Origin of the sequence: Aquabacterium soli, assembly GCF_003933735.1 — a bacterium.
Taxonomy (GTDB): domain Bacteria; phylum Pseudomonadota; class Gammaproteobacteria; order Burkholderiales; family Burkholderiaceae_C; genus Aquabacterium; species Aquabacterium soli.
Genome location: NZ_RSED01000002.1, coordinates 1 through 25884, shown reverse-complemented (window position 1 = coordinate 25884; position 25884 = coordinate 1). Strand labels below are relative to the sequence as shown.

Sequence of the window (25884 nt, the reverse complement as noted above, 5' to 3'; positions counted from 1 at the left end):
CAAGCGATCCGTGTGCCAGCAGGAAAGGGCTCAGGTGCCGCGCGCCGGGAAGATGCTCTTCTTGACCAGGGCGTGCACCCCCCAGTTGCCGTCGACCACCTGCGTGATGCCGAAGTCCACCGCGATGGACATCAGCGAGATGGCTTCGTCCTCGCTGAGGTTTTGCGTGGTCATCAGGAAGTGGCGCATCTTGTGATACGCGTCGCGCAGGGCCTTGTCGACGGATGATTTGCCGTAGATGTCTTGCTGCGCGCCGGGGCCCAGTTCGGCCAGGTAGTTGGCATAGCTGAAGCCATGCAGCAGCCATTCGTCCTGTGTTTCCAGCAGCGGGTAGTTCAGCTCGGCCAGGGGGGTGCCGGGCAGGCTGGCCTTCTTGTGCAGGATCAGCTGGAAGGTGCCGGTCAGCGAGCACTCGATGGCCGTGCCGCACAGTTCCGAGTCGCCCTGCGAGGCGTGCGGATCGCCCACGGAGAACATCGCGCCCTTCACGGCCACGGGGTAGTAGATGGTCGCGCCCTTGCCGATGCGCCAGTTGTCGATGTTGCCGCCGGTGTAGTTGGGCGGGATGGAGGTGACGAACTCGGCCTCGGCCGGGGCCACGCCCATGGTGCCGAAGTGCGGCCGCACCGGGATGCGGATGTTCTTGAGCACGTTCTCGTTCTTGGTGATGGTGCGGTGGTCCACCGGCACACCGGGGTAGTCGATGGTGGGGTGCACGACGCCGAAGGGGTCGGTCTGCGGCGTCCACTTGTAGTTGTAGACGGCGCGGGCCCAGTTGCGCTCGCCCGTGGCGTCCACCTCGTAGATGGTGACGACCTCGCGCTTCTTGGGCTCGGTCAGCGTGTCGCCGTAATGGAAGCCCCAGTTGGCGGCGGCGTTACTGCCGAACGAGCGGCCCTTGTACAGCGGGTTGGCGCTGGGACGGGGCACGCAGTCGATGATGCGCACCTCCAGGATGTCGCCGGGCTCGGCGCCCTTGATGTAGACGGGGCCGGTGCAGATGTGGACGCCCTCGCCGCCACCCGCGCCCACCTTGGCGTCCATCGGGCCGGCGCCGCGGCGGTTCACGCCCTTCTTCTTGCTGTCCCAGTGGAAGACGCTCTCGGCGCCAGCGTCGCCCTTGACCATGCGCTCGGCATCGTCGTTGGCGTGGTGGGTGAGCGTTTCGATGGTGACGAAATCACCGGATTCCACCTCGACCACCGGCTTGGCCGACTTGCTGAAGTAGCCCCACAGGATGGTGTTGGCGCTGGCAGGGATGTAGTAGTGGCTGGTCATGCCCGACCCGGGCTTGGCGCTTTGCGCGAAGGCGCTGGGCGTCATCGACGCGGTCAGCGCGCCGGCCGACACGGCGGCACCGCTGGCGGCCATCGCGTCGCGCAGGAAGGAACGACGCGCAACCTTGAACTCTTCCTTGATCTCTTTTTCGGCTTCGGGCGTGACGCCGTGGGTGCAACCTGGGCCGCAGATGTGGCTGGACATGGGGTGTAAACCTTGTGATGCAGTGGATGTGAAGGCATGAGCACCCCCGCAGCCCTTGGCGACAAGGTCTGTGCATGGAGAAAAAGAATGGGTGGGGTGCCGGGAAATTATTGGAGCCAGGGCCTGGATCGGGCTTGTCTGGCGACGCACAAATGCTTGCGCCGGGCGTGGGCGCAGCGCTTGCGATACATTCGCTGTCCATGAACGTGCGCCCGCCCGAATCCCCCCCGTTGTCGATCCTGATGTACCACCAGATCGGCCGTTACCCACGGCCGGACGCGCACCGGGCGCTGTTCTGTCACATCGACCGCTTCCGCAGCCAGCTGCGCTACCTGAAGTTCGCCGGTTTCAAGGTGCTGAGCCTGGAAGAAGCCCGCCGCTGCCTGTTCGAGGGCGAGCCGCTGCCCAAGCGCTCCGTGGTGATCACGGTGGACGACGGTTACGACGATTTCCGCGAGTTCGCCTGGCCAGCCCTCAAGGAATACGACTGCCCGGCCACGGTGTTTTTGGTGAGTTCATTGATCGGCAAGGCGGCCGACTGGCTCACCGACCGGCCGGAACTGCCGAAGTTGATGGATGGCGCGGCGATCCGCGAACTGCACCGCGAGGGCGCGCATTTCGGCTCGCATGCGATGACGCACCCGCGGTTGTCGAAATTGTCGCCCGAGGCGCAGCGCGAAGAGATATTCGGCAGCAAGGCGGCGCTGGAGGATCTGCTGGGCGCCGCGGTACCGGATTTCTGCTATCCCTATGGCGATTACGACCAGCGCTCACGCGACCTGGTCGAAGAGGCGGGCTACCGCACGGGCCTGACCTGCATCCGTGGATCGGCCAACACCTCGCACAACCCGTTCGAGCTCACACGCAAGGCGATCTCCTATGGAGACAACCTGGTCGGGTTCGGGTGGAAGGTGCACTTCAAGCACGAGCGCAAGGGCTGACTGCAGCAGCAGAGGTGGCGGCCCCGACAGGAATCGAACCTGTACTTGACCCTTAGGAGGGGTCCGTGATATCCATTTCACCACGGAGCCGGCACGGCCGTGATTGTGCCTCAGGTCTGACCCAGGTCTGAGGCCTCACATCACACCAGGGCCGTTACCAGGCCCTTGATGCCATTGGCCAGGGTGATCATCTCCTTCGCCTCGGCCACGATGGTGGCCTTGTCGAGCTTCTGGATCGTGGTCTTGTCGTCGATGGTCAGGCGATGACGCTTTCGTACTCGTCCAGAGTCCAGCGCGCAGCTTCTTCCAGGCGCTTCATGGCGGCCGAAGGCACCTCGGAAACGGACAGCAGCCCCTTGGTGGTGACGTCGATCTGCACGTCGACCCGGTAGGCGAGAATCACCAGGTACTTGAGGTTGGGCTTCTTGCGGATCAGGTCGACCACATAGAACTTGTGGGTCATCACCTTGGTCTTGGCCCGCCGAATTAGAAGGGTGGTTCACCCCTAAAGAGGGATTTGCAAAAAAACGTGCGCTGCAGACAATGGCGGGATGCCCCGTTCTTCTCGAATTCATCTGCTGATCCTGAGCCTCACCTTGGGCACGCTTGCCGCTGTGCTGCTCTGGGGCATTCTTCAGCTGGCGCCCGATGATTCGATGATGGCCACGCCCACCAGCCCCGCGCTGGCCAGCCTTTACCACCCGCTTCAGTGACTCCGCGGATCTCGCCCGCTTGACTGGGCTGCGGCGCTTCAGTCCGCCGCCGACACCAGCCGCAGGTGCGTGATCTCGGAGGGCGCGCCAAAACGCTTGGGCGGCCCCCAGTAGCCGGTGCCCCGGCTCACATAGATCGACAGTTCGCGCAGGCGGTGAAGGCCAGCCGTGTAAGGCTGCTGCATGGGCACGAAGAGGTTCCAGGGCCAGAACTGGCCGCCATGGGTGTGCCCCGACAACTGCAGGTCGAACCCTGCCTCGACAGCCAGGGTAGCGCTGCGGGGCTGGTGTGCCAGCAGCACCTTCACGCCCGCATGCGCCGGTGCATTGGCCAGGGCCTTGGCAGGATCGCTGCGGTGCGCCGGGTCGAAGTGGTGCGCGCCATGGTCGGCCACGCCCGCCAGCACCAGGGCTGCGCCGTTTCGCTCCAGCACCACGTGCTCGTTGAGCAGCACCGCCACGTCCAGACGGCGCAACTCGTCGATCCAGGCATGGACGCCGGAGTAGTACTCATGGTTGCCCGTGACGAAGAAGCTGCCGTGGCGTGAGCGCAGCGCGGCCAGCGGAGCCACGTGCTCGGCCAGTTCCGCCACGCTGCCATCGACCAGATCACCCGTGATGGCCACGGCGTCGGCCTGCAGCGCATTGACACGGTCCACGATGGCCTGTAGATAGCCTCGGCGGATCGTCGGGCCCACATGGATGTCGCTGATCTGCGCAATGGTGAAGCCGTGCAGGGCCTGGGGCAGGCCGGCGATGGGCACGTCCACCCGGACGACGCCCGCGGTACGGCGCGCGTTCAGGAAGCCGAGCAGGCTGGCCAGCAGGGCGAGGAGCGGAACGGCCTGCGCCGACAGCGAAGCAAATGGCGCCAGGAGGGCCCGGCCGGGCCAGCCCGATGTCATCCACTGGATCCCGTGCGCCAGCCCCAGCAGCAGATCCCGCCCCAGCGTGAGCACGAACAGCGATGAGAACAAGCCCATGAACAGCAGACCGCTCCAGGACACCCAGGCCTTGGCGCGGCGGTCGCGCAGGCGGAAGGCGACCAGGGAGAGGGGCACCAGCAGGGCCGAGGCTGTCAGCACGGCACCCAGGCCCCAAAATCCCCAGAGGGGCAAGTATGGCGCCAGGCGCCAGCCCACGTAGGCATGGACGAGGGCTGACAGCGCGAAGAGAAAACCAAGGCTCATGGGCGCAGCAGATGGTGGCGCCCGCCAGCTTTGCAAGGGCTGATCAGGCCGCCTTCAGCATGCCCTTGGTCTCGATGAAGCTGACCACCTCGGCCAGGCCGTCGCGGGTCTTCAGATTGGTCATGGCGAAGGGACGGGTGGGGCGCATGCGCTTCGTGTCGGCCTGCATGATGTCCAGGTTGGCGCCCACGTGCGGAGCCAGGTCCGTCTTGTTGATGACGAACAGGTCGCTCTTGGTGATGCCGGGGCCGCCCTTGCGCGGGATCTTCTCGCCGGCCGCCACATCGATCACGTAGATGGTCAGGTCGCTCAGCTCGGGGCTGAATGTGGCGGCCAGGTTGTCGCCGCCCGATTCGATGAAGACGATGTCGGCGTTGGGGTACTTGGCCAGCATGCGGTCTACGGCCTCCAGGTTGATGGAGGCGTCTTCGCGGATGGCGGTGTGCGGACAGCCGCCGGTTTCCACGCCCATGATGCGGTCGGGGTCGAGCGCGCCGGCCACGGTCAGCAGGCGCTGGTCTTCCTTGGTGTAGATGTCGTTGGTGATGACGACCAGGTCGTACTGCTCGCGCATGGTCTTGCAGAGCATCTCGAGCAGGGTGGTCTTGCCGGAGCCGACGGGGCCGCCCACGCCCACGCGCAGGGGCGGAAGCTTCTTGGTACGGCCGGCGATGTTGTGCAGGTTGCTGCTCATGATCTGAAGAGGCGTGAGTACTGGGTTTCGTGCTGGCTGCTGAGGATGGCCAGCATGGGGGTGAAGGCCTGGCGCTCGCTGTCGTGCAGCGCCATGGCGTGGTCGATGGCGAACGGGATGGCGTCGACCAGGGATTGCAGGATGCGCTGGCCGGCGCTCTGGCCCAGCGGTACGGCCTTGATGGCGGCCTGGGCCATGTTCTCGGCCCAGCCGAAGGTGAAGCTGACCAGGGCCTCACGCACGGAAGCTGCGCTGGCGGGGCCGCCTGCGGGCAGGCACTGGGCCACGGCCAGTGCGAAGGCGATGGGCCACGTGGGGGCGGGGGGCAGGGTGGCGCAGGCGATCAGGCGTGGGTCAGCGTCTGCCGCGGGGGCTTGATGCGCTGTGCGGGCGGGGGCCTGTGTGCCATCCAGGCGGCGGTTGCGCAGCCATTCCACCAGCGAGCGGCCCATCTGCTCGGCCTGCAGGCGCAACTCGCTGGTCTCGCGGGTCTGGATCACCCACTGGTTCAGCTCGGCGATGCGCGCCAGATCATGGCGCTGCCAGGCGGGCACTGCCCGGGCCAGCACGGCCAAATCGGCACGGGCCAGGCTCAGGTGCAACTGGTCACGCAACCAGGCGCTGGCACTGGCTTCGTCCTGCACCAGGCCCCGGTCGATGGCGGCTTCCAGCCCTTCGGAATAGCTGAAGCCGCCCACCGGCAGGGCAGGCGAGGCCAGCCACATCAGTTGCAGCCGCGTCGCATCGGTGACCGGCGGTGCGGTGCGGCGCTGGCGGTGGGACAGAACGCGAGGCATGGGCTTATGGGGTGCTGGAGCGCCGACAGGGCGAAGTGGTTTCAATGGTCGTGGTTGCAGCCGGGGCCATGCACGTGCGGGGCCGGCGCAGCCTTCACGGCAATGCCAATCGGCTTGCCCCTTGCCGGTGCTGCATCTTGAGGCGCATGGTCATGATCATGCGAGTGGTCGTGTGGCTTTTCATGGGTGTGCCCGTGATCGCCGTGCCCATGGTGCTCGTGCCCATGTGCATGGCCATGGCCGCCGGCCGCATAGGCGCCGCCTTCGGGCTCGAACGCCGCCTGTGTCTCATTCACGGTCAGGTGCATGGCGCGCAGCATGTCGGCCAGCACATGGTCGGGTTCGATCTTCAGGTGGTCGGGCTTGAGCTCGATCTGCACGTGACGGTTGCCCAGGTGATAGGCCGCACGCACCAGGTCGAAGGGGCTGCCGTGTTCGGCACAGGGTGTGATCACCAGCACGGGTTGCGGCGCGGCCAGCACGCGAACCATGGAGCCGTCCTCGGCCACCAGCACGTCGCCACCGCGAACCAGTGTGCCGCGGGGCAGGAACACGCCGAGGGTGCGGCCGGCGCTGTCGGTGGCATCGAAACGGCTTTTCTGGCGCACGTCCCAGTCGAGTTCGATGGTGGCGGCGCGCTTGAGCAGCACGGAGGCCAAGCCCTGGCCTTGGGGGAGGATCTTGTTGACGGTCAGCATGTCGAACTCATTTCAGTGCCTGTGCGGAGCCCGCCAGTGTAAGGACAGGGTCTTTGTGCTGCGGCGATCATGGCTTCATCACCCTTCACCATCCACATGAGCAGATCCATGGAACGCTCCGAGAGCGGCGCTGGTCGCTGCAATGTTGGCACGGCGGGTTGGCCCTTGCCGCCACCCATGCGCGAGGCGTTCGGCCCTGGGGCCAGCCTTCTGGAGCGCTACGCCACCCGCATGACCGGGGTGGAGATCAACTCCAGCTTCTACCGCCCGCACCAGCCGGCCACGTATGCACGCTGGGCCGCGGCCGTGCCGGGGGGCTTTCGCTTCTCGGTCAAGTTGCCCAAGGCCATCACACACGAGCGCCGGCTGGCGGAGGCCGAGCCCCTGCTGGATGACTTCCTGTCGCAGGCAGGGCACCTGGGAGACAAGCTGGGCTGCGTGCTGGTGCAACTGCCACCGTCCCTCGCCTTGAACGAGGCGCAGGCCGCACACTTCTTCTCGGCCCTGCGTCAGCGGCATGAGGGCGCGGTGGTGCTGGAGCCACGGCATCGCACCTGGTTCAGTGATGCCGGCCGGGCGCTGCTGGCGAGCCATGGCATTGGATTGGTTCGCGCCGATCCGCTGCCGTGCGTCGATGCAGGCTGGCCGCTCGAACAATGCACGCCCGTGGGCGGCACGGTGTACTACCGGTTGCACGGTTCGCCCCGCATGTACTACTCGGCCTATGAGGAGCCCTGTTTGCAGACGCTGGCGCGGCGCATGGCCGGCGATGCCCGGCAGGCTGAATCGGTCTGGTGCATTTTCGACAACACGGCCGAGGGCGCGGCCACGGCCGATGCGCTGAGGCTGCTGGGAATGCTTGAACTGCAGAGCCATGCGCCAGCGGCTCAGAACAGGAAGTAGCGTTGCGCCATCGGCAGTTCGGTGGCCGGCTCGCAGGTCAGCAACTGCCCGTCGGCGCGCACGTGGTAGGTCTGCGCGTCGATCTCCATCCTGGGCATGTAGTTGTTGAGCACCATGTCCTTCTTGCTGACGCTTCGGTTGCCCTTGACGGCAGACACCTGCTTCTTCAAACCGTACTGCTCATGCATGCCCGCGGCGATGGCGGCCTGGCTCATGAAGGTGATGGACGAGCGCGACAGCGCCCCTCCATAGCTGCCGAACATGGGCCTGAAGTGCACCGGCTGCGGCGTGGGGATGGAGGCGTTGGGATCGCCCATGGCCGCCGCGGCGATGAAGCCGCCTTTCAGGATCAGGCTGGGCTTGACGCCGAAGAAGCCGGGGCGCCACAGCACCAGGTCGGCCCACTTGCCCACCTCGATGCTGCCGATCTCATGTGAGACGCCGTGCGACAGGGCCGGGTTGATCGTGTACTTGGCCACATAGCGCTTGACGCGCGTGTTGTCGTGGCGGTTGGTGTCGCCCGGCAGGCTGCCGCGCTGGGCCTTCATCTTGTGGGCGGTCTGCCAGGTGCGCATGATCACCTCGCCCACACGGCCCATGGCCTGCGAGTCGGAGCTGAACATGCTGATGGCGCCCAGGTCGTGCAGCACGTCTTCGGCGGCGATGGTCTCGCGGCGGATGCGGCTTTCGGCGAAGGCCAGATCCTCGGCGATGGAGGCATCGAGGTGGTGGCACACCATCAGCATGTCGAGGTGCTCGTCGACCGTGTTGACCGTGTAGGGCATGGTCGGGTTGGTCGACGAGGGCAGGAAGTTGGCCTCGCCCACCACGCGCATGATGTCGGGCGCATGGCCGCCGCCGGCGCCTTCGGTGTGGAAGGCGCACAGGGTGCGGCCCTTGGTGGCGGCCATCGTGTCTTCCACGAAGCCCGACTCATTGAGCGTGTCGGAGTGGATGGACACCTGCGTGTCGGTCTCTTCGGCCACGCCCAGGCAGCAGTCGATGGCCGAGGGCGTGGTGCCCCAGTCCTCGTGCAGCTTCAGGCCGATCACGCCGGCATCGATCTGCTGGCGCAGGGCGCCGGGCTGGCTGGCGTTGCCCTTGCCCAGGAAGCCCAGGTTCATCGGAAAGGCCTCGGCCGCCTTGAGCATCATCGCGATGTTGTCGGGGCCGGGCGTGCAGGTGGTGGCGAAGGTGCCGGTGGCCGGGCCGGTGCCGCCGCCGAACATCGAGGTCACGCCGCTGTTGAGTGCCTCTTCGATCTGCTGCGGGCAGATGAAGTGGATGTGCGTGTCGATGCCGCCGGCCGTGACGATCATGCCCTCGGCCGCGATGATCTCGGTGCCGGGGCCGATGACGATGTCCACGCCGGGCTGCACATCGGGGTTGCCGGCCTTGCCGATCTTGACGATGCGGCCTGCCTTGATGCCGATGTCGGCCTTGACGATGCCCCAGTGGTCGATGATGACGGCGTTGGTGAGCACGCAATCGTGGGCGTCCATGGGGCCGGGGCCGTTGAGGCGCTGGCTCTGGCCCATGCCGTCGCGGATGGTCTTGCCGCCGCCGAACTTCACTTCTTCGCCGTAGCCGCCGGCCTGCAGGGTGTAGTCCTTCTCGATCTCGATGACGAGGTTGGTGTCGGCCAGGCGCAGGCGGTCGCCCACGGTGGGGCCGAACATCTCGGCGTAGGCCCTTCGCTGGATCGTTGCCATGGGGTGGTTTGTCCTTCGGATCAGAGTTGGCCTTGGATCAGGCCGCGAAAGCCATGGACCACGCGGTCGCCGGCGTAGTCGACCAGCTCGACGGTGCGCTGCTGGCCTGGTTCGAAACGCACGGCGGTGCCTGAGGCGATGTTCAGGCGCATGCCTCGCGAGGCTTCACGGTCGAAGCCCAGGGCCGCGTTGGTTTCGAAGAAGTGGTAGTGCGAGCCGACCTGGATGGGGCGGTCGCCGGTGTTGTCCACCACCAGGGTCAGGGTGCGGCGGCCAGGGTTCAGGTCGTGGTCCGGGCCGTCGGTGAGCAGTTCGCCGGGGATCATGGGAGGGCTCCTGCTGTGGGTGTCAGAACGCTGCGGCGAGGGCGGGCGTGAGCAGGGTGGCGCCGAAGGCGGCCACGCCCAGGCCTGCGGCACGAGGCGCCCAGAGGCTCGCGGTGGCCTGGTCACGGCGGCGCAGCGCCATGCCCATGGTCAGGCCGACAGCATGGAGCGCCGCGGTCGACAACACCATGCCCGTCAAGGCTGCGGCTGCCTGACCGCCCGCCAGTTCAGCCCCGTGGGCCAGGCCGTGGAACAGCGCGAACAGGGCCACGAGCGCACCGCCCGCCAGTGTGGGCAGCGCCGTGCGGGTGCAGACCAGCAGGCCCATCACCAGAAGCGAGGCAGCGATCATGGGTTCGATGCCCGGCAGGCTCAGGCCACCCAGCCCGAGCAAGGCGCCCAGCAGCAGGGTGGCAGCGAAGGCGGCGGGTGCGGCCGACATCGACGAGGCGGCACGGCCGGCTCGGGCGGGGGCGGCGGTCAACGCGCTCCACAGCCCCACGCTCACCATGGCGGCCAGGTGGTCCAGGCCGGTCAGTGGGTGCAGGGCACCCTGGAAGAAGCTGCCGGCGGCGCCGGCGCCATGCACGTGCCCAAGGTCGCCGGTGTGCGCCAGCACTGCGGTGGAAGCCAGCCCGGTGGCAGCGGTGACGGTGGCCATGATGGTGCGTCGGATCAATGTCTTGCGCATGGTTGGGGTTCCGAAGAGGGTGTCTGGATTCAGTAAGGGAAGATGAGGCGACTGCATGGCGGTTCGGAGTGCACTTAATTGGTGCATGTGTGGGCCGCCATCTCGTTCATGCAATGGGTTGGTGCACTGTCACCAATTTGGTGCCATCCGGGAAGGTGGCCTCGATCTGGATCTCCGGGATCATTTCGGCCACGCCGTCCATCACATCGGCACGGCTCAGCACCGTCTTGCCGTCGCTCATCAGCGCGGCGACGCTCTTGCCGTCGCGGGCGCCTTCCATGATGGCTGCGCTGATCAGCGCGATGGCCTCGGGGTAGTTGAGCTTCAAGCCGCGGGCCTTGCGGCGCTCGGCCAGCAGGGCGGCCGTGAAGATCAGCAGCTTGTCTTTTTCGCGTGGGGTCAGATCCATTGCGTTTTTCTCTGTGCGAAGCAGGGGGCAGCGGCACCGAATTTGCGATGATGGCGCGGCTCGAACCTCCATCATGCAAGACCCAGACCAAAACCGTCCAGAGGCGGCTTCCCTTTCGCAACAGGCCACCGGCCGCACGTCTGCGGACGACCCATCAGGTGGCCAGGCCCTGCAACGGGTGGTCAAGGTGCGCCGCGACTACAACAGCTGGGTGGCCAGCGAGACGCTGGAGGATTACGCGCTGCGTTTCACGCCGCGTTCGGCCCGCCGCTGGAGCGGCATGCGGGTGGCCAACACGGCTTTCGGGGCGGCCTCCTTCCTGGTGTTGGAGGCGATCGGCGCAGCCCTGCTGGTGGAGCATGGCTTCATCAATGCCTTCTGGGCCATCCTGGCCACCGGACTGATCATCCTGCTGGCCGGTTGGCCCATCAGCGTGTACGCGGCCCGCCATGGCGTGGACATGGACCTGCTGACGCGCGGTGCGGGCTTCGGCTACATCGGGTCGACCATCACCTCGCTGATCTACGCGTCCTTCACCTTCATCTTCTTTGCGCTGGAAGCCGCGGTGATGGCCTATGCGCTCGAGTTGGCTTTCGACATCCCACCAGCCTGGGGCTACCTGGTGTGCGCGGTGGTGGTGATCCCGCTGGTGACCTACGGCGTGACCATGATCAGCCGGCTGCAGGTGCTCACCCAGCCGCTGTGGCTGGCGATGCTGATCCTGCCCTACATCTATGTGTTCCGCGAGCACCCGGGCATCCTTCATGACCTGGCCGCGTTCGGCGGGCCATCGGGCCAGCTGAGCAGCTTCAACCTGGTGGCCTTCGGATCGGCCATGACGGTGGGCATCGCCCTGATCACGCAGATGGGCGAGCAGGCGGACTATCTGCGCTTCATGCCCGAGCAGCGTCCGGGCAACAAGGGCCGCTGGGCCTGGTGGGCGGCGGTGTTCGTGGGCGGGCCCGGCTGGGTGATCCCTGGCGTGCTCAAGATGCTGGGCGGAGCCTTGCTGGCCTACCTGGCCATCAGCTTCTCGGTGCCCGTGGAACGTGCGCTCGATCCGAATCAGATGTACCTGATCGCCTACGAAAAGGTGTTCCACAACCTGAGCTGGGCGGTGGCGGCCACGGCGCTGTTCGTGGTGGTGTCCCAACTCAAGATCAACGTGACCAATGCCTATGCGGGTTCGCTGGCCTGGTCCAATTTCTTCGCGCGGGTGACGCATAGCCACCCGGGGAGGGTGGTGTGGATGGTGTTCAACACCCTGATCGCGTTGCTGCTGATGGAGCTCAATGTGTTCCAGGCCATGGGCAAGGTGCTGGGGCTGTACTCCAACATCGCCATCGCCTGGATGATGGCGGTGGTGGCGGACCTGGTCATCAACAAGCCCATGGGCTGGTCGCCACCGGGCATCGAGTTCAAGCGCGCCTACCTGTACGACATCAACCCGGTGGGCGTGGGCGCGATGGGGGCGGCGTCCTTCCTGTCGGTGCTGGCGCACCTGGGCTGGCTGGGCGATGTGGCGCAGGCGTTCTCAGCCCTGATCGCGCTGGTGACGGCGCTGCTGGTGTCTCCGCTGATCGCCTGGGCCACGAAAGGGCGCTATTACCTGGCGCGCGCACCGCACAACCAGACGGCCGGGCCGCTGACAGGGTGGATGCCGTCCGAGCCGCCGCCGGTGGCCACGCAGGACGAAGGCCGCCCGCTGGGCAAGGTGATTCGCCTGCGCGCCTTGTACCGCTGCACGGTGTGCGAGCGTGAATACGAATCCGACGACATGGCCACCTGCCCGGCCTACCAGGGCTTCATCTGCTCGCTGTGCTGCTCGCTGGACGCCCGCTGCCAGGATCTGTGCAAGCCTCAGGCGCGCTGGTCGGTGCAGTGGCGCGCGGTGGGCCAGAAACTGTTGCCGGCCGCGGTGTGGCGCCGGCTGGACACCGAGCTGGGGCATTTCCTGCTGCTGATGTCGGTCATCACGCCCTTGCTGGCGCTGCTGTTCGTGCTGATCTTCCAGCACGAGTGGCGCACCCTGGCCGGCGACAACCCCTTGCTGGGGGCTACGCTGGCCGACACCTTGCGCAATGGCTTCGTCAAGGCCTTCGCGGCCTTGCTGCTGATCTCGGGCGTGGTGGGCTGGTGGCTGGTGCTGGCACACAAGAGCCGCAAGGTGGCGCAGGAAGAATCCAACCGTCAGACCCACCTGCTGGTGCGAGAGATCGAACTGCACCGCCGCACCGATGAAAAGCTGCAGCAGGCCAAGCAGGTTGCCGAGCAGGCCAACCAGGCCAAGAGCCGCTACATCTCCACCATCAGCCACGAGCTGCGCACGCCGCTCAACGGCATCCTGGGCTATGCCCAGTTGCTCGATGAAGACCTGCGGCTGCCCGAACATGTCAAGCATGCGGTGGGCGTGATCAAGCGGGGAGGCGACCATCTGCTCTCGCTGGTCGAAGGCACGCTGGACATCGCCCGCATCGAAAGCGGCAAGCTCACGCTGGATTCCAAGCCTGTGCGCCTGGACGAGCTGCTGCGCCAGATCACCGGGCTGATCGAGCACGAGGCCCGGGCCAAGCACCTGCGCTTCGTGGCCGATCTTGACCCGGCCCTGCCCGAGGCCGTGCGGGCCGACGAGCGCCGCGTGCGCCAGATCCTGATCAACGTGCTGGGCAATGCCGTCAAGTTCACGACCACCGGCCAGGTGATCTTCAAGGTGCGCTATGCCCGCGAGATCGCGCAGGTGGACATCACCGACACCGGTCCGGGCATCGCGCAGGCCGAACTGGACAAGATCTTCGAGCCCTTTGCGCGCGGGTCGTCCGCCGCGGGCAACGCGGCCAGCGGCACGGGCCTGGGGCTGACCATCAGCAAGATGCTGACCGACCTGATGGGCGGCGAGATGAGCGTGACCAGCACCCTGGGGCAGGGCACCACCTTCCGCATCCGCCTGTTCCTGCCGCAGGTGCGGGTGGCCGGTGAGCGCTCACTGGTGGTGTCGCGCGGGCAGCGCACCGGCTACGTGGGCGAGCGCCGCCGCATCTGGGTGGTCGACAACGAAGAGGCCGATCGCGGCCTGCTGGTGCGCATCCTGGAGCCGCTGGGCTTCGAGGTGACGCCGTTTGCCTCGGGGGTGGACTGCCTGGCCAGTCTGCGCGTGTGCCCACCCGCGCAGCAGCCGCATGCGCTGTTCATGGACCTGGCCATGCCGGGGCTGGACGGGTGGGCCACGCTGAGGGCCATCCAGGCCGAGGCGCTGAGCAGTGCGCCCGCGGCCATCGTGTCGGCCAATGCCTTCGACAAGGCCCTGGACAACGATGTGGGCATCACACCGGATGACTTCATCGTCAAGCCCGTGCGCGTGGCCGAGCTGCTGGACTGGCTGGGGCGGCGCCTGGCCTTGCAGTGGATCGAGGTTGAACGGCCTGACCGGCCGGGCGCAGGGGGGGCAGCCCCGGATGCGCCGGTGGAAGACGGATCCCTTCCCTCGTCAGAGGCCTTGCGCATGCTGGAAGACCAGGTCCACACCGGCTACATCCGCGGCGTGCACAAGGTGCTGGACCAGATTGCTGCGGCCGAGCCCCAGTGCGAGCCTTTCGTGCAGCGCCTGCGCGGCATGGCCAAGCAGTTCCAATTGGATGCCATGGCCGAGGTGCTGCGCGAGGCGCGGGAAAGTCGCGAGGGCATGCCCGAAGGCGATGCGCCGCCCGTGCAGGCACAATCCGGGACCTGACACCCCGCCTGACCGCATCCGCCGCACCGCCACCATGTTCGACCGACTCGACCGAAGCCGCACCGATGTCGTGCTCATCGTCGACGATGTGCCGGACAACCTGTCTCTGCTGCACGATGCGCTGGACGAAGAAGGCTACACCGTGCTGGTGGCCACGCACGGCGAGGCCGCGTTGCAACGCGCCACGCAGGCCGTGCCCGACATCATCCTGCTCGATGCGCTGATGCCGGGCATGGATGGCTTCGAGGTGGCACGGCGCCTGAAGGCTCTGCCGGAGACCAGCCACATCCCCATCGTCTTCATGACGGGCCTGAGTGAGACGGAGCACGTCGTGGCGGCCTTTCAGGCCGGCGGCGTGGATTACGTGGTCAAGCCGATCCGCCCGCGGGAGGTGCTGGCCCGCATCGAGGCCCACATGCAGAGTGCGCGGCAGGCCCGACAGGCCCGCAACGCGCTCGACGCCTTTGGGCATGCCTCGCTCACGGTGCGCGTGAGCGATGGCCGCGTGCTGTGGCAGACGCCCCTGGCGCGCAAGCTGCTGCAAAGCTATTTCGACACGCCAGAATCCGTCGCGCCGTCCGAACTGGCCGACTGGTTGCGCCAGGTGGTGCCCAGGCCGGGGGCGGATGGCGCCATGCCGCCGCCCGTGGCACCGCCACCCACCTGGGCCGTGAACCGGGGTGGCAGCCGCCTGAGCTTCGCGCTGCACGAGCCCTCGGGCGACGACGAGTGGCTGCTGGTGATGCAGGAAAGCTCAGACCAGGCGGCCATCGACGCGCTCACGCTGGAGTTCAAGCTCACTGCGCGTGAAGGCGAGGTGCTGTACTGGGTGGTGCGGGGCAAGACCAACCGCGACATCGGCGACATCCTGGGCAGCAGCCCGGCCACGGTCAAGAAGCAGCTGGAGCATGTGTTTGCCAAGCTGGGCGTGGAGACGCGCACGGCCGCGGCAGGCCTGGCCATGAGCCGGGTGGCGCAGCTCAAGATGCGTTGAAGGCCATGGAGCCGCCATGACGACCGCCGTCCCCGACATCTCCATCGCCATCCCCGCGCATGACGAAGAGCGCCACATTGGCCGCTGCGTCGAAAGCGTGATGCTGTCTGCGCAGCGCGCAAGGGTGCACGCCGAGGTTGTGGTGGCGCTGAACCGTTGCACCGACCGCACTCAGTCCATTGCCGAATCGCTGGGCGCACGTTGCGTGGCCGAGGACCGCAAATGCATCGCAGCCGTGCGCAACGCGGCCGTGCGTGGTGGCACGGCCAGCGCCCTGGCCACCATCGATGCCGACAGCTGGATGCAGCCCCACACCATGGGCGAACTGATGCGCCACGTGCATGACCCCGGCTACATCGGTGGTGGCGCGGCGATCTGGCCGGAACGTTGGTCGGCGGGCATCGTCGTCAGCGCCCTGATGGTGCTGCCGTATGTGATCGACAAGGGCGTGTCGGCCGGCATGTTCTGGTGCCTGCGCGACACCTTCGAAGCCCTGGGCGGGTTTGACGAGACCATGGTCAGCGTGGAGGACCTGGATTTCGCCATCAGGCTCAAGGTCCTGGGCAAGGCGCGCGGCCAGCGTTACGGCACGCTCTGGCGCGGCGGCATCATCACCTCGTGCCGCAAGTTCGACATCTTCGGTGACTGGTACCTGGTGCGCAACCCGAGCCTGATCCGTCGAATCTTCACCGGGCACGACCGCAAGGCGGCCGACCTGTACTACTACGACGTGGACCGCAAGCGCTGAACGCGGGCCTCACATCGGCTTGAACAGGTGGGCGTAGCTGCGGCTGACCGCCAGGCGCTCTGGTCTCCCTCTGAGGAACAGATGGATGCGCCCAGTGTCCTCACGGACCACGCGCTCGATCAGGGCGGTGCGCACCACGGTGCCTCGGTGGATCTGCATGAACTGGGCTGTGTCCAACCGGGGCGTCAGTTCGCGCAGCGGCGTGCGGATCAGCAGAGAGCGCTCGGCCGTGACCACTCGCACATATTTGTCCTCGGCGTCAAAGTAGTGGACGTCCGCCACGGACACCAGGTGCACGGTGGAGCCCATGCCGGCCTGGATCATCGTGAGCGCGGGTTCGGCCGGGCGCAGGTTGAGCAAGGTGGTCACCGGGGCCAGCGCGATGGCATCCGTGCTGGCCTGGCGTTCGGCCAGGCGCTGCACGAGGCGCTGGCAGGTCGACGCCAGGCGCTCGGGTTGCACGGGCTTGAGCACGTAGTCCACCGCGGCCCGCTCGAAGGCGTCCACCGCATAACGGTCGAACGCCGTCACGAAAACGATCAAGGGCAGCACATTGCCGGGTGGCCACTCATCGACGATGCACTCCGCCGCGTCCAGCCCGTTGCGCTCGGGCATGCGGATGTCCATGAAAACGATGTCGGGGTGGTGCGTGCGCGCGGCCTCCACGGCCGAGTCGCCGTCGTGCACCACGGTGCAGATGTGCAGCTCCGGCCACAGCTTGGCGAGTGTCTTGACCAGGCCGCGGGCCAACAGCGGTTCGTCTTCGGCGATCAGGGCGGATGGTGCGTTCGTCATGACGTGGGCGTGATGTCGCTGGTCATCAAGGGAAGTCGGAGCGTGACCCTGGTGAGGTCCTGAGCCGGCAGGTGGCGGAGGGTGACGCTGGCGTCCTCGCCATACAAGGCACTGAGGCGGTCGCGCACACAGTGCAGGCCGAAGCCGCTTCCCGTTGGCCATGTGAGGGCGGGCGGATCCGCTGTTACCTGATCGGTGGTGCCGGAATTGCTAACCTGAAGGACCAGATCGCTGCCTTGCATCTCGGCGATCACCTGCAGGGTGCCTCCGTCCTTGCGGGGCTCCAGGCCGTGCTTGATGGCGTTCTCCACCAAGGGCTGCAGCAGCATGGCGGGCACCCGGGCATCACGCAAGCCCTCGGGCAGCGTGAGCTGCGCCTGTAGGCGATCGCCCATACGGAAGTGCATCAGTGAGAGGTAGTCTGACGTGAGCCTGAACTCTTCGGCCAGGCCATGCACGCTGGCGCGGCTGCCCGACAGGGTCGATCGCAGGAAATCGATGAGGTGTGCCAGCATCGAGCGGGCCTGGGCGGGGTTCTCGTCGATCAGCTCATACAGGTTGGACAGGGTGTTGAACAGCATGTGCGGATCCAGCTGGGAGCGCAGCATGTCCAGCTGCGCCTGGGCGCTCAGCTTGCGAGCCATCTGCTCGCGTGTCCGGCTCAGGGTGTTGCGGTCATGGAAGTACTCGAACACGTAGATCACCAGGGTGCCGTAGAACGTGTCGAAGAAGGTGACGCCGAAAGACGGTGTCACCTGCGGCAGCCAGGCGCCCAGCGGGGAGGCCAACAGACCCGTGAAGGCGGTCTGTGCCAGCGTCGCGGATACCGCGATGGCCAGCACCGATGCGCCCACCAGTTGCCACCGGGCACTCACTGGAAGCGCTTGGTAGACACCCTGGTGCGCATGGCGTTCGGCGGCATCAGGCAGGCGACGCCAGGCACGGCGGGCCATGGTAAGCATGGTGGTGCCGTTGACGATCAGACCGAACAGGCCGATGCAGTGCATCCACACGAAGTAATAAGGCAGGCCCATCACCTGCGTGAGCTTGGTGTCCAGCGTTTCGGTGGCATGCATGGACAGGGCCCCCACGACCACCAGCACCTCGTTGACGACGAGCAGGCGCAGCATGACCTGACGCCAGTGCAGGTTGGGGGGGTACAGATCGGGCGTGTGCGACATGGGTGTGGTCAACGGTAGCTGATGCGGGTGCGCTCGGGCATGTCAGGCGGTGGATGGCAGATCCACGGTGCGAATGGTGCCTGCGCCGGCGCCAGTGCCATGACGCGTTTTCCCCAGGCGCTGGGCCGTCCGTTCACCGGCGGCAACAGCGGTTTGCGCTGCCTGGTCTGCGCTTCATCGCGCGCTTCCCATGCCATGTGGATGGCTGCCTAGAGTCGCATCCCGATGTCCACCGGTCTCATCAGCCGGCCAACCAGGAAGGGGATCCGACATGACGACCACATTGACAAGGCGCGGCCTGACGGCCGCCAGCCTCATTCTTTCGGCGCTGTGCACCGCCCATGCCCAGACCGGGCCTGTGGTGCGGGTGGCCGAGGGCGATCTGCTAGGCCTGTCGCAAGACGGGCTGAACCAGTTCCGGGGCATACGCTATGCCAGCCCGCCGGTGGGGCCTTTGCGCTGGGTGGCGCCCCAAGCCCCACAAGCCTGGTCCGGCGTGCGGGATGCCACGCAGTTCGGCGCGTCCTGCCCTCAGGCGCCGGAGCCGTTCGCGGACAATTTGTCGAACAGCGAGGATTGCCTAAGCCTCAATGTGTACGCCCCCGCGGCGCCCGTGACGCCCGGTGGCAAGCCGCGGCCCGTCATCGTGTGGATACCCGGCGGTGGCGCCGTACTGGGTTCTGCCCGGCAGTACGACGCCAGCTACCTGGCCAACAAGACCCAGGCCGTGGTTGTGACCATGAACTACCGCCTCGGCGCGCTGGGTTATCTGTGGACCTCCGGCATGGTGGGGGAGAAGAAGGGGCACAATTTCTCGATCCAGGATCAGCAGGCTGCCTTGCGCTGGGTGCAGCGCAACATTGCTGCCTTCCATGGCGACCCGAAGAACGTCACCCTGTCTGGTGAATCGGTGGGGTCGATCTCCGCGTCCCTTCACCTGGTGTCGCCCACCGCTGCAGGCCTGTTCCACCGTGTGCTGATGGCCAGCGGGATCGTGCCGCCGGCCATCGACCCCTCGGCCAAGGCCGCCGCGAAGGGCGATGCCTTTGCCCAGACCATCGGATGCCCCCCCGGGCCTGGGCAGATGGCCTGCCTGCGTGCCACACCGGTCGACGCCATCCTGCGCGCATCACCGACCTACGCCGACATCGGCAGGGCAGGGGACCTGTACTGGAAAAGCTTCATCGACGGCGAGGTGGTCACGGACAACATCTTTTCGGCCATCTCGAAAGGGCAGTTCAACCGGGTGCCGATCATCGTGGGTTCGACACGCGATGAAGGGCGCGGGTTCATCCCCCTGGGTTATGACCTGGACGGCACGGCCATGACCGAAGCCGAATACGTCGCGGCGGTCAAGGCCTTCATCGGCCCGGTGGTTCAACCGGTGATCACCCAATGGCTCTACCCCTCGGCCAGGCTCGGCAACCCGTCGCTGGCGTTCTCGCAGTTCCTCACCGACTCGGGATTCGCCTGCCAGGCCAACGAGGTGTCGCAGCGGGCGTCCACCTACGTGCCGGTCTACACCTACGAATTCGCCGACCGCACGGCCCCCGAGTACGTGCCCTCGCCGTTCATGGCCTCCGGCGCCTTCCATGCCGCGGACCTGCTGTACTGGTTCCAGACCCCGGTGGGCGCAGCGCCGCTCACCTTGAATGCGGCGCAGCTCCGTTTGTCGGACCAGATGATCAGGTACTGGAAACGCTTCGCTGAAACGGGCGACCCCAATGTCCGTGATGGGTCTGCCGATCCGGCCTGGCCCAGGTACAACAAGCTCAGCACGCCTTATCTGACCCTGGTGCCCGATGCGATCACGGTGCAGGATTGGGGTGCCTTCCAGCGTGCCCATCAGTGCGGCACGTGGTCGACACTCTATGTGCTCAGGGCGCTGGGCCTGTCCTGAGTCGGTGACAGCTCAGAGCCTGGGGATCTCCAGAGCCTGGGGCTCATGGCCCTGTGCGACCAGCCAGTCGCGCAGGGCCAGCCCCGTGGCAGCGGGCCAATAACGTGCCCGGGCTGGCTCAATGCGCTTGTAGTCGGCCAGCTCGTCGCCCAGCACGATGCTGCCTTCGGCCGGGACGTGGTAGGCGATGATGATCTGGTTCATGCGCTCGAAGCGGTAGTGCCCGATGAAGTTCACGCCCGTGGCCTGCAGGCTCAGCTCTTCTTGCACCTCGCGGGCGATGGCTTCTTCGGGGCTGGGGTCGGTCTTTTCCAGGAAGCCGGTGATCAGCGCATAGAAGGGCGCTGCCCAGGCCTTGTTGCGCGCCAGGATGATGTGGCCCTCGTGCTCGACCACGGCCGCCACCACGGGCGTCGGGTTGTCCCAGTGGGTGTAGCCGCAGGCGTCATCAGGGCAGGCGTTGCGTGTGACACCCAGGTCAAGCCTGGGCTGCAGGGGCTTGGCGCATTGCGGGCAGTAGGCGAAGGCCATGGTTGGTTCCTCAACGTGGATGCGGACGGGGCATTTTCATCAGGGCGCGCTGGATGCGGCTGGAGCAGGCGGCCAAAGTGTCCTGGTGAGGGGCGGGCAGGGTAGCCCACCGCGCATCGAACTGTGCCAGAGCATCCTGAAAGACGGCGTGGGCGCCTGCAAACGCGATCTCGTTGCCACCCTCGTCGGATTCGACCGTGATCACGCAGGCCCTGAAGGCATGGCTAAGCCGGCGAGTGATTTCCAACGTCTGGGTCGTGTCGGCCTGGACGTTGGCCACCAGCATGCCCCGCGGCGCCAGGGACGCGCGGCAGTGCTGGTAGAAGCGACGTGAGCACAGCACCTCCGGCAATCCGTTGCCGTCGAACCCGTCCACCAGGATGAGATCGTAGGTGCGCGGTGGACCAGCCATGAAGGCCGCACCATCGGCGCAGATGATGCGCAAGCGTTCGCTGTCGGGCGGGATGTGGAAGTCATCGCGCAGCTCGATCACGCCCGGGTTGATCTCGACGGTCGTCAGGTCTGCCCCGGGCAGATGGCGGTGCAGGTACTTCAGCATCGAGCCGCCTCCCAGGCCGATCATCAGCACTGACACGGGCGCAGGCTCGAACAGCAGGAAGCCCATCATCGCGCGGGTGTAGTCCAGCACCAGTTCGTCAGGGGCTTCCAGCCGCATGCAGCTCTGGATCAGCGAGGTTTCGAAGCTCAGCGAGACGGTCTGGCGGTTGGTGTGGAGGCGAGGCGATTCGGTCACGGCGTGGCCAGTGTAGGGGATAGGCCGGGGAGGGGGCATCGACGGACCATCGATACGCCATCGATACGCCATCGATACGCCATGTGGCGTATTCCGCTTTTGCGGCCCCCTGGGCACACTGAATCCATCCGATCGACAAGGTCTCCAGCAGGGGCCCGAAGCGACCGGGGACAAGCACACACCCCACTTGCGTTCAACCACCGCTTCAAAGGAGCGTCCTCTCATGAACATTTCCCGTCGCAGCGCCGTCCAATCGCTGTCCGCCGTCGCCCTGGGCGTGGCCGGCCTCGCATTCAGCACCATGGCTCAAGCCGCCGACACCATCAAGGTCGGCGTGCTGCACTCGCTGTCGGGCACCATGGCCATCTCGGAAACGGTGCTCAAGGACACCGTGCTGATGGCCATCGACGAGATCAACGCCAAGGGCGGCCTGCTGGGCAAGAAGCTCGAGCCCGTCGTGGTGGACCCGGCCTCCAACTGGCCCCTGTTCGCCGAGAAGGCCAAGCAGCTGCTGACGCAGGACAAGGTGGCCGTGACCTTCGGTTGCTGGACTTCCGTGTCGCGCAAGTCGGTGCTGCCGGTCTACAAGGAAAACAACGGCCTGCTGTTCTACCCGGTGCAGTACGAGGGTGAAGAGCTTGAGAAGAACGTGTTCTACACCGGCGCCGCGCCCAACCAGCAGGCCATTCCCGCCGTGGAATACCTGATGAGCAAGGACGGCGGCTCGGCCAAGCGCTTCGTGCTGCTGGGTACCGACTACGTGTACCCTCGCACCACCAACAAGATCCTGCGCGCCTTCCTGAAGTCCAAGGGCGTGGCCGATGCCGACATCATGGAGGAGTACACCCCCTTCGGCCATTCGGATTACCAGACCATCATCGCCAAGATCAAGAAGTTCTCGTCCGAAGGCAAGAAGACGGCCGTGGTCTCCACCATCAACGGTGACTCCAACGTGCCCTTCTACAAGGAACTGGGCAACCAGGGCCTGAAGGCCAAGGACGTGCCCGTGGTCGCCTTCTCCGTGGGTGAGGAAGAGCTGCGTGGTGTGGACACCAAGCCCCTGGTCGGCCACCTGGCCGCCTGGAACTACTTCATGAGCATCAAGAACCCGACCAACGCCGAGTTCATCAAGAAGTGGACGGCCTACGCCAAGGCCAAGAACATCCCCGGCCACAAGGACAAGCCCCTGACCAATGACCCGATGGAAGCCACCTACATCGGCATCAACATGTGGGCCCAGGCTGTCAAGAAGGCCGGCACCACCGACACCGACAAGGTGATCGCGGCCATGGCTGGCCAGACCTTCCCGGCCCCGGGCGGCTTCATGTCCAAGATGGACGAGAAGAACCACCACCTGCACAAGCCGGTGTTCATCGGTGAAGTCAAGGCCGACGGCCAGTTCAAGGTGGTCTGGAAGACCTCTGGCCCGGTCAAGGCCCAGCCCTGGAGCCCCTTCATCGCCGGCAACGACAAGAAGAAGGACGAGCCGGAAAACTGATCTCGCCCCGGAAAGCGAGCGAGTGCCCGTCCTCGTGCGGGCCCTGTCCAGGCATGTTGGCCTGGCCGGGCCCAGACGGGCTGAACCTTGAAGCAGAGCGGTTCGCCCCCCGGGGGGATCCCCAGGGGGCGCTTTTTTTTGAGCCGCAGATCACAAGACAGGAAGAACCTGTGAAATACGATGTACTGAGCATCACCACCCGCAGCTTGCTGGCCGCCATCGCGTTGACCGGCGGGCTGTTCTGGCAAGGTGCCGCGCACGCGCTCACGGCCGAAGAGGCCCACGCCGTGTCCGCCGGCGAGAACGACGACCGCATTGCCGCCCTGCAGAAGCTGCAGGCCAAGAGCGATCCGGCCCTGACCACGCTGCTGGAGGCCCTGATGGCCGACAGCGTGAAGGTGGCGGGCCAGAAGGTCTACATCGTCGATGGTGAGGAAGCGAAAGACGCGACCACCGGCCAGCCGGTGCCACTGCCCGCCGACGCGGAAGACGTCGTCAACAACAACCGCATGAGCAGCGAGATCGAGGCTGCGCTGGCCGCCGGCAAGCTGGCATCGCCCGATGCTTCGGTGCGTTCCGAAGCCATCGATTCTCTGGCCAATGCCGCCGACGAATCCAAACTGCCCGTGATCGACAAGGCCCTGGCCTCGGAAACCGATGCCAGGCTCAAGGCGCGCCTGGCCTCCGTGCGTGCCAAGGCCATGCTGGCCGCCACCGACCCCGCCCGCCGCATCGAGGCGGCCGAGGCCCTGGGCGAACAGGCCAACCCGGAGGCCCGCGCCATGCTGATGGAGCGCCTGGCCGATGGCAGCGAAAGCGATGCCAAGGTGCAGAGCGCGCTGCGCGCCGCGCTGGATGCGGTCAACCGCAAACTGGCCTGGGGCGAGCACGCGGGCGTGGTCTTCACCGGCATCAGCCTGGGGTCGATCCTGCTGCTGGCCGCGCTGGGCCTGGCCATCACCTACGGCCTGATGGGCGTGATCAACATGGCCCACGGCGAACTGATGATGATCGGTGCCTACGCCACCTACGTGGTGCAGAACCTGTTCCGCCATTACCTGCCGGGTGCCTTCGACTGGTACATCCTGATGGCCATCCCGGCGGCCTTTCTGGCCTCGGCCCTGGTGGGTGCGGTGCTCGAGCGCAGCGTGTTCCGCTTCCTGTACGGCCGCCCGCTGGAGACGCTGCTGGCGTCATGGGGCATCAGCCTGGTGCTGATGCAGGCCGTGCGCAGCCTGTTCGGTGCCCAGAACGTGCAGGTCGAGAACCCCGGTTGGCTGTCGGGCGGCTACGACATCCTGAGCAACCTCACGCTGCCCTACAACCGCCTGGCCATCATCGTGTTCGCGGCGCTGGTGCTGATCGGCATGACCCTGCTGATCGCCAAGACCCGCATGGGCCTGTTCGTGCGCAGCGTGACGCAGAACCGCCCAATGGCCTCGTGCATGGGGGTGAACACGGCCCGCGTGGACACCATGGCCTTCTCGCTGGGGGCGGGCATTGCCGGCCTGGCGGGCTGCGCGCTCTCGCAGATCGGCAACGTCGGCCCCGACCTCGGCCAGAACTACATCGTGGATTCGTTCATGGTGGTGGTGCTGGGCGGCGTGGGCCAGATCGCCGGCACCGTGTATGCGGCCCTGGGCCTGGGTGTGATCAACAAGTTCCTGGAAGGCTGGACCGGCGCCGTGCTGGCCAAGATCTTCGTGCTGGTGATCGTGGTGGTCTTCATCCAGAAGCGTCCGCAAGGTCTCTTCGCGATGAAGGGCCGCAGTGCCGAAGCCTGACGCAAGGAAAACAATCAAATGAGTGCTGTGATGACTTCTCCGAGCCTGACGCTGGCGGTGCCGACGGTGCCCAACAGCGCGCTGGGCCCCAAGGGCTGGACGGCCGTGATTGCTGCGGTGATCACCGTGGTGGTGCTGGCGCCGGTGCTGAATCTGCTGGTACCGGCGAACAGCGTGTTCCACCTGTCCGACTATGCCCTGTCCCTGATCGCCAAGATCATGTGCTATGCCATCTGCGCGCTGGCCATGGACCTGATCTGGGGCTACACCGGCATCCTGTCGCTGGGCCACGGGCTGTTTTTCGCGCTGGGCGGGTACGCCATGGGCATGTACCTGATGCGCCAGATCGGCCGAGACGGCAGCTACAAGAGCGATCTGCCGGATTTCATGGTGTTCCTGGACTGGAAGGAGGTGCCCTGGCACTGGACCTTCAGCGAATCCTTCATCGCCCAGATGATCCTGGTGGTGCTGGTGCCTGGCCTGCTGGCCTTCGTGTTCGGCTTCTTCGCCTTCCGCTCGCGCATCAAGGGCGTGTACTTCTCGATCATCACGCAGGCGATGACGTTCGCTGCCATGCTGTTCTTCTTCCGCAACGAGACGGGCTTCGGCGGCAACAACGGCTTCACCGATTTCAAGCGCATCCTGGGCATCACCATCGCCCAGCCTTCGACCCGCATGGCGCTGTTCGTGATCACAGGGCTCACGCTGATCGGCTTCTACCTGATGGCGCGCTGGCTGGTGAACACCAAGTTCGGCCGCGTGCTGCAGGCCATCCGCGACGCCGAGAACCGCGTCATGTTCTGTGGCTACAACCCGCTGGCCTACAAGCTGGCCATCTGGACGCTGTCGGCCATGATGTGCGGCATCGCCGGTGCGCTGTACGTGCCGCAGGTGGGCATCATCAACCCGAGCGAGATGTCGGCAGCCGCCGGCATCGAGATGGCGATCTGGGCGGCTGTGGGCGGCCGGGCCACGCTGATCGGCCCGATCATCGGCGCGTTCTTCGTCAACGGGGCCAAGAGCTGGTTCACCGTGGCCTTCCCGGAGTTCTGGCTGTATTTCCTGGGCCTGTTGTTCATCCTGGTCACGCTGTTCCTGCCGCAAGGCATCGTGGGCGGCGTCAAGAAACTGCTCAACAAGAACAACGCCGAGGTGAAGGCATGACCCCTGATCTGATGGAAGAAGGCACGGCCACGCTGGGCCGTGCCAAGGGCCTCTCCGCGCCCGGCGGCGAATCCGGCGGTCGCGAAGCCTCTTACGGCCGCGTGGTCGAGCCCGGCCAACTGGATGTGGCTCATGGCTCCATCCTGTACCTGGACGACATCTCGGTCAGCTTCGATGGCTTCAAGGCCCTCAACAAGCTCAGCCTGGACATCTCCGTGGGTGAGATGCGCTGCATCATCGGCCCCAACGGCG

The 25884-nt window shown here is 66.2% G+C and carries 23 protein-coding genes, 1 tRNA gene and 2 pseudogenes; 11 read left to right on the top strand and 15 right to left on the bottom strand.

All coding sequences use genetic code 11. The annotated features are described in order from the left end of the window. Positions 1–30: 30 nt before the first annotated feature. Positions 31–1425 (bottom strand): annotated as a pseudogene (locus tag EIP75_RS02295) (acetamidase/formamidase family protein); the annotation flags it as partial. Between the two features lie 257 nt (positions 1426–1682). On the opposite strand from EIP75_RS02295, the gene EIP75_RS02290 reads away from it, so the two are divergent. After that, entirely contained in the window at positions 1683–2423 is a 741-nt protein-coding gene (locus EIP75_RS02290; RefSeq protein ID WP_125241624.1) for a polysaccharide deacetylase family protein, read from the top strand. Between the two features lie 15 nt (positions 2424–2438). Here EIP75_RS02290 and EIP75_RS02285 read toward each other — a convergent pair. Further along, positions 2439–2513 (bottom strand) — tRNA-Arg (locus EIP75_RS02285). 166 nt (positions 2514–2679) lie between these two features. Continuing rightward, a complete protein-coding gene (locus EIP75_RS02280) occupies positions 2680–2886 on the bottom strand; it encodes a hypothetical protein (protein WP_125241623.1) in 207 nt (68 codons plus the stop codon). 88 nt (positions 2887–2974) lie between these two features. On the opposite strand from EIP75_RS02280, the gene EIP75_RS24020 reads away from it, so the two are divergent. Next, on the top strand, positions 2975–3136 hold the full coding sequence (locus EIP75_RS24020; protein WP_158622719.1) for a hypothetical protein: 162 nt from the start codon (positions 2975–2977) through the stop codon (positions 3134–3136). Positions 3137–3174: 38 nt separating this feature from the next. Here EIP75_RS24020 and EIP75_RS02275 read toward each other — a convergent pair whose 3' ends face one another. From EIP75_RS02275 to ureE, 4 genes are read right to left on the bottom strand one after another with little or no spacing between them, the layout of a single operon-like run. Next, on the bottom strand, positions 3175–4326 hold the full coding sequence (locus EIP75_RS02275) for a metallophosphoesterase (protein WP_125241622.1): 1152 nt from the start codon (positions 4324–4326) through the stop codon (positions 3175–3177). A 43-nt stretch (positions 4327–4369) separates the two neighbouring features. Further along, a complete protein-coding gene (ureG, locus tag EIP75_RS02270; protein WP_125241621.1) occupies positions 4370–5020 on the bottom strand; it encodes an urease accessory protein UreG in 651 nt (216 codons plus the stop codon). After that, on the bottom strand, positions 5017–5817 hold the full coding sequence (locus EIP75_RS02265) for an urease accessory protein UreF (protein ID WP_125241620.1): 801 nt from the start codon (positions 5815–5817) through the stop codon (positions 5017–5019). The genes ureG and EIP75_RS02265 overlap by 4 nt, the downstream gene beginning before the upstream one ends. A 41-nt stretch (positions 5818–5858) precedes the next feature. Beyond that, complete coding sequence (ureE, locus tag EIP75_RS02260; protein WP_125241619.1) at positions 5859–6515, bottom strand: urease accessory protein UreE; 657 nt, start codon at positions 6513–6515, stop codon at positions 5859–5861. A gap of 108 nt (positions 6516–6623) precedes the next feature. On the opposite strand from ureE, the gene EIP75_RS02255 reads away from it, so the two are divergent. Beyond that, positions 6624–7418: a DUF72 domain-containing protein gene (locus EIP75_RS02255; RefSeq protein ID WP_199758466.1), complete on the top strand. Its 795-nt coding sequence runs from the start codon at positions 6624–6626 to the stop codon at positions 7416–7418. On the opposite strand, the gene ureC is transcribed toward EIP75_RS02255, so the two are convergent. From ureC to ureA, 4 genes are all read right to left on the bottom strand, one after another. Continuing rightward, positions 7403–9130, bottom strand: a complete 1728-nt coding sequence (gene ureC, locus EIP75_RS02250; protein WP_125241617.1) for an urease subunit alpha — start codon at positions 9128–9130, stop codon at positions 7403–7405. The two genes, EIP75_RS02255 and ureC, sit on opposite strands and share 16 nt — an antisense overlap. Positions 9131–9150: 20 nt before the next feature. Further along, on the bottom strand, positions 9151–9456 hold the full coding sequence (locus EIP75_RS02245) for an urease subunit beta (protein ID WP_125241616.1): 306 nt from the start codon (positions 9454–9456) through the stop codon (positions 9151–9153). Between the two features lie 22 nt (positions 9457–9478). Next, positions 9479–10147, bottom strand: a complete 669-nt coding sequence (locus tag EIP75_RS02240; protein ID WP_125241615.1) for a HupE/UreJ family protein — start codon at positions 10145–10147, stop codon at positions 9479–9481. Positions 10148–10253: 106 nt separating this feature from the next. Beyond that, positions 10254–10556, bottom strand: a complete 303-nt coding sequence (gene ureA, locus EIP75_RS02235; RefSeq protein WP_125241614.1) for an urease subunit gamma — start codon at positions 10554–10556, stop codon at positions 10254–10256. 73 nt (positions 10557–10629) lie between these two features. On the opposite strand from ureA, the gene EIP75_RS02230 reads away from it, so the two are divergent. From EIP75_RS02230 to EIP75_RS02220, 3 genes are read left to right on the top strand one after another with little or no spacing between them, the layout of a single operon-like run. Then, on the top strand, positions 10630–14283 hold the full coding sequence (locus EIP75_RS02230) for a hybrid sensor histidine kinase/response regulator (protein WP_125241613.1): 3654 nt from the start codon (positions 10630–10632) through the stop codon (positions 14281–14283). A gap of 34 nt (positions 14284–14317) precedes the next feature. Next, positions 14318–15277 carry a response regulator transcription factor gene (locus EIP75_RS02225; RefSeq protein WP_125241612.1) on the top strand — a complete coding sequence of 320 codons (960 nt, stop codon included), beginning with the start codon at positions 14318–14320 and terminating at the stop codon, positions 15275–15277. Between the two features lie 16 nt (positions 15278–15293). Further along, positions 15294–16025 (top strand): glycosyltransferase family 2 protein, encoded by a 732-nt coding sequence (locus tag EIP75_RS02220; protein WP_125241611.1) that lies wholly within the window; start codon positions 15294–15296, stop codon positions 16023–16025. 9 nt (positions 16026–16034) lie between these two features. Here the strand turns inward: EIP75_RS02220 and EIP75_RS02215 are convergent, their stop codons facing one another. Together EIP75_RS02215 and EIP75_RS02210 are read right to left on the bottom strand one after the other, a co-directional pair. Continuing rightward, positions 16035–16820: a LytR/AlgR family response regulator transcription factor gene (locus tag EIP75_RS02215; protein WP_125241610.1), complete on the bottom strand. Its 786-nt coding sequence runs from the start codon at positions 16818–16820 to the stop codon at positions 16035–16037. Beyond that, complete coding sequence (locus EIP75_RS02210) at positions 16817–18001, bottom strand: sensor histidine kinase (protein WP_125241609.1); 1185 nt, start codon at positions 17999–18001, stop codon at positions 16817–16819. Before EIP75_RS02210 ends, EIP75_RS02215 begins: the two co-directional genes overlap by 4 nt. Positions 18002–18272: 271 nt before the next feature. On the opposite strand from EIP75_RS02210, the gene EIP75_RS02205 reads away from it, so the two are divergent. Then, positions 18273–19901 carry a carboxylesterase/lipase family protein gene (locus tag EIP75_RS02205; protein WP_158622718.1) on the top strand — a complete coding sequence of 543 codons (1629 nt, stop codon included), beginning with the start codon at positions 18273–18275 and terminating at the stop codon, positions 19899–19901. 12 nt (positions 19902–19913) lie between these two features. Here the strand turns inward: EIP75_RS02205 and EIP75_RS02200 are convergent, their stop codons facing one another. Both EIP75_RS02200 and EIP75_RS02195 read right to left on the bottom strand, forming a co-directional pair. After that, positions 19914–20432 (bottom strand): NUDIX domain-containing protein, encoded by a 519-nt coding sequence (locus EIP75_RS02200; RefSeq protein WP_125241607.1) that lies wholly within the window; start codon positions 20430–20432, stop codon positions 19914–19916. Positions 20433–20442: 10 nt separating this feature from the next. Next, positions 20443–21186, bottom strand: a complete 744-nt coding sequence (locus tag EIP75_RS02195; protein ID WP_158622717.1) for a fused MFS/spermidine synthase — start codon at positions 21184–21186, stop codon at positions 20443–20445. A 223-nt stretch (positions 21187–21409) separates the two neighbouring features. On the opposite strand from EIP75_RS02195, the gene urtA reads away from it, so the two are divergent. From urtA to EIP75_RS02175, 4 genes and pseudogenes are all read left to right on the top strand, one after another. Continuing rightward, positions 21410–22684 (top strand): urea ABC transporter substrate-binding protein, encoded by a 1275-nt coding sequence (urtA, locus tag EIP75_RS02190; RefSeq protein ID WP_199758465.1) that lies wholly within the window; start codon positions 21410–21412, stop codon positions 22682–22684. Between the two features lie 206 nt (positions 22685–22890). Then, a complete protein-coding gene (gene urtB, locus EIP75_RS02185) occupies positions 22891–24468 on the top strand; it encodes an urea ABC transporter permease subunit UrtB (RefSeq protein ID WP_233584659.1) in 1578 nt (525 codons plus the stop codon). A gap of 30 nt (positions 24469–24498) precedes the next feature. Then, a complete protein-coding gene (gene urtC / locus EIP75_RS02180) occupies positions 24499–25632 on the top strand; it encodes an urea ABC transporter permease subunit UrtC (RefSeq protein ID WP_420797137.1) in 1134 nt (377 codons plus the stop codon). Then, a pseudogene (locus tag EIP75_RS02175) lies at positions 25629–25884 on the top strand (ABC transporter ATP-binding protein); the annotation flags it as partial. The gene urtC and the pseudogene EIP75_RS02175, both read left to right, overlap by 4 nt.

Coding starts and splice junctions, on each gene's coding strand:
- EIP75_RS02280 (WP_125241623.1), bottom strand. CDS start 2,886: ATGACCCACAAGTTCTATGTGGTCGACCTGATCCGCAAGAAGCCCAAC.
- EIP75_RS02200 (WP_125241607.1), bottom strand. CDS start 20,432: ATGGCCTTCGCCTACTGCCCGCAATGCGCCAAGCCCCTGCAGCCCAGG.
- EIP75_RS02265 (WP_125241620.1), bottom strand. CDS start 5,817: ATGCCTCGCGTTCTGTCCCACCGCCAGCGCCGCACCGCACCGCCGGTC.
- ureG (WP_125241621.1), bottom strand. CDS start 5,020: ATGAGCAGCAACCTGCACAACATCGCCGGCCGTACCAAGAAGCTTCCG.
- EIP75_RS02205 (WP_158622718.1), top strand. CDS start 18,273: ATGACGACCACATTGACAAGGCGCGGCCTGACGGCCGCCAGCCTCATT.
- ureA (WP_125241614.1), bottom strand. CDS start 10,556: ATGGATCTGACCCCACGCGAAAAAGACAAGCTGCTGATCTTCACGGCC.
- EIP75_RS24020 (WP_158622719.1), top strand. CDS start 2,975: ATGCCCCGTTCTTCTCGAATTCATCTGCTGATCCTGAGCCTCACCTTG.
- EIP75_RS02210 (WP_125241609.1), bottom strand. CDS start 18,001: ATGTCGCACACGCCCGATCTGTACCCCCCCAACCTGCACTGGCGTCAG.
- EIP75_RS02220 (WP_125241611.1), top strand. CDS start 15,294: ATGACGACCGCCGTCCCCGACATCTCCATCGCCATCCCCGCGCATGAC.
- EIP75_RS02255 (WP_199758466.1), top strand. CDS start 6,624: ATGGAACGCTCCGAGAGCGGCGCTGGTCGCTGCAATGTTGGCACGGCG.
- EIP75_RS02275 (WP_125241622.1), bottom strand. CDS start 4,326: ATGAGCCTTGGTTTTCTCTTCGCGCTGTCAGCCCTCGTCCATGCCTAC.
- urtA (WP_199758465.1), top strand. CDS start 21,410: ATGAACATTTCCCGTCGCAGCGCCGTCCAATCGCTGTCCGCCGTCGCC.
- EIP75_RS02290 (WP_125241624.1), top strand. CDS start 1,683: ATGAACGTGCGCCCGCCCGAATCCCCCCCGTTGTCGATCCTGATGTAC.
- EIP75_RS02215 (WP_125241610.1), bottom strand. CDS start 16,820: ATGACGAACGCACCATCCGCCCTGATCGCCGAAGACGAACCGCTGTTG.
- EIP75_RS02230 (WP_125241613.1), top strand. CDS start 10,630: ATGCAAGACCCAGACCAAAACCGTCCAGAGGCGGCTTCCCTTTCGCAA.
- ureE (WP_125241619.1), bottom strand. CDS start 6,515: ATGCTGACCGTCAACAAGATCCTCCCCCAAGGCCAGGGCTTGGCCTCC.
- ureC (WP_125241617.1), bottom strand. CDS start 9,130: ATGGCAACGATCCAGCGAAGGGCCTACGCCGAGATGTTCGGCCCCACC.
- EIP75_RS02240 (WP_125241615.1), bottom strand. CDS start 10,147: ATGCGCAAGACATTGATCCGACGCACCATCATGGCCACCGTCACCGCT.
- EIP75_RS02225 (WP_125241612.1), top strand. CDS start 14,318: ATGTTCGACCGACTCGACCGAAGCCGCACCGATGTCGTGCTCATCGTC.
- EIP75_RS02245 (WP_125241616.1), bottom strand. CDS start 9,456: ATGATCCCCGGCGAACTGCTCACCGACGGCCCGGACCACGACCTGAAC.
- urtC (WP_420797137.1), top strand. CDS start 24,499: ATGACTTCTCCGAGCCTGACGCTGGCGGTGCCGACGGTGCCCAACAGC.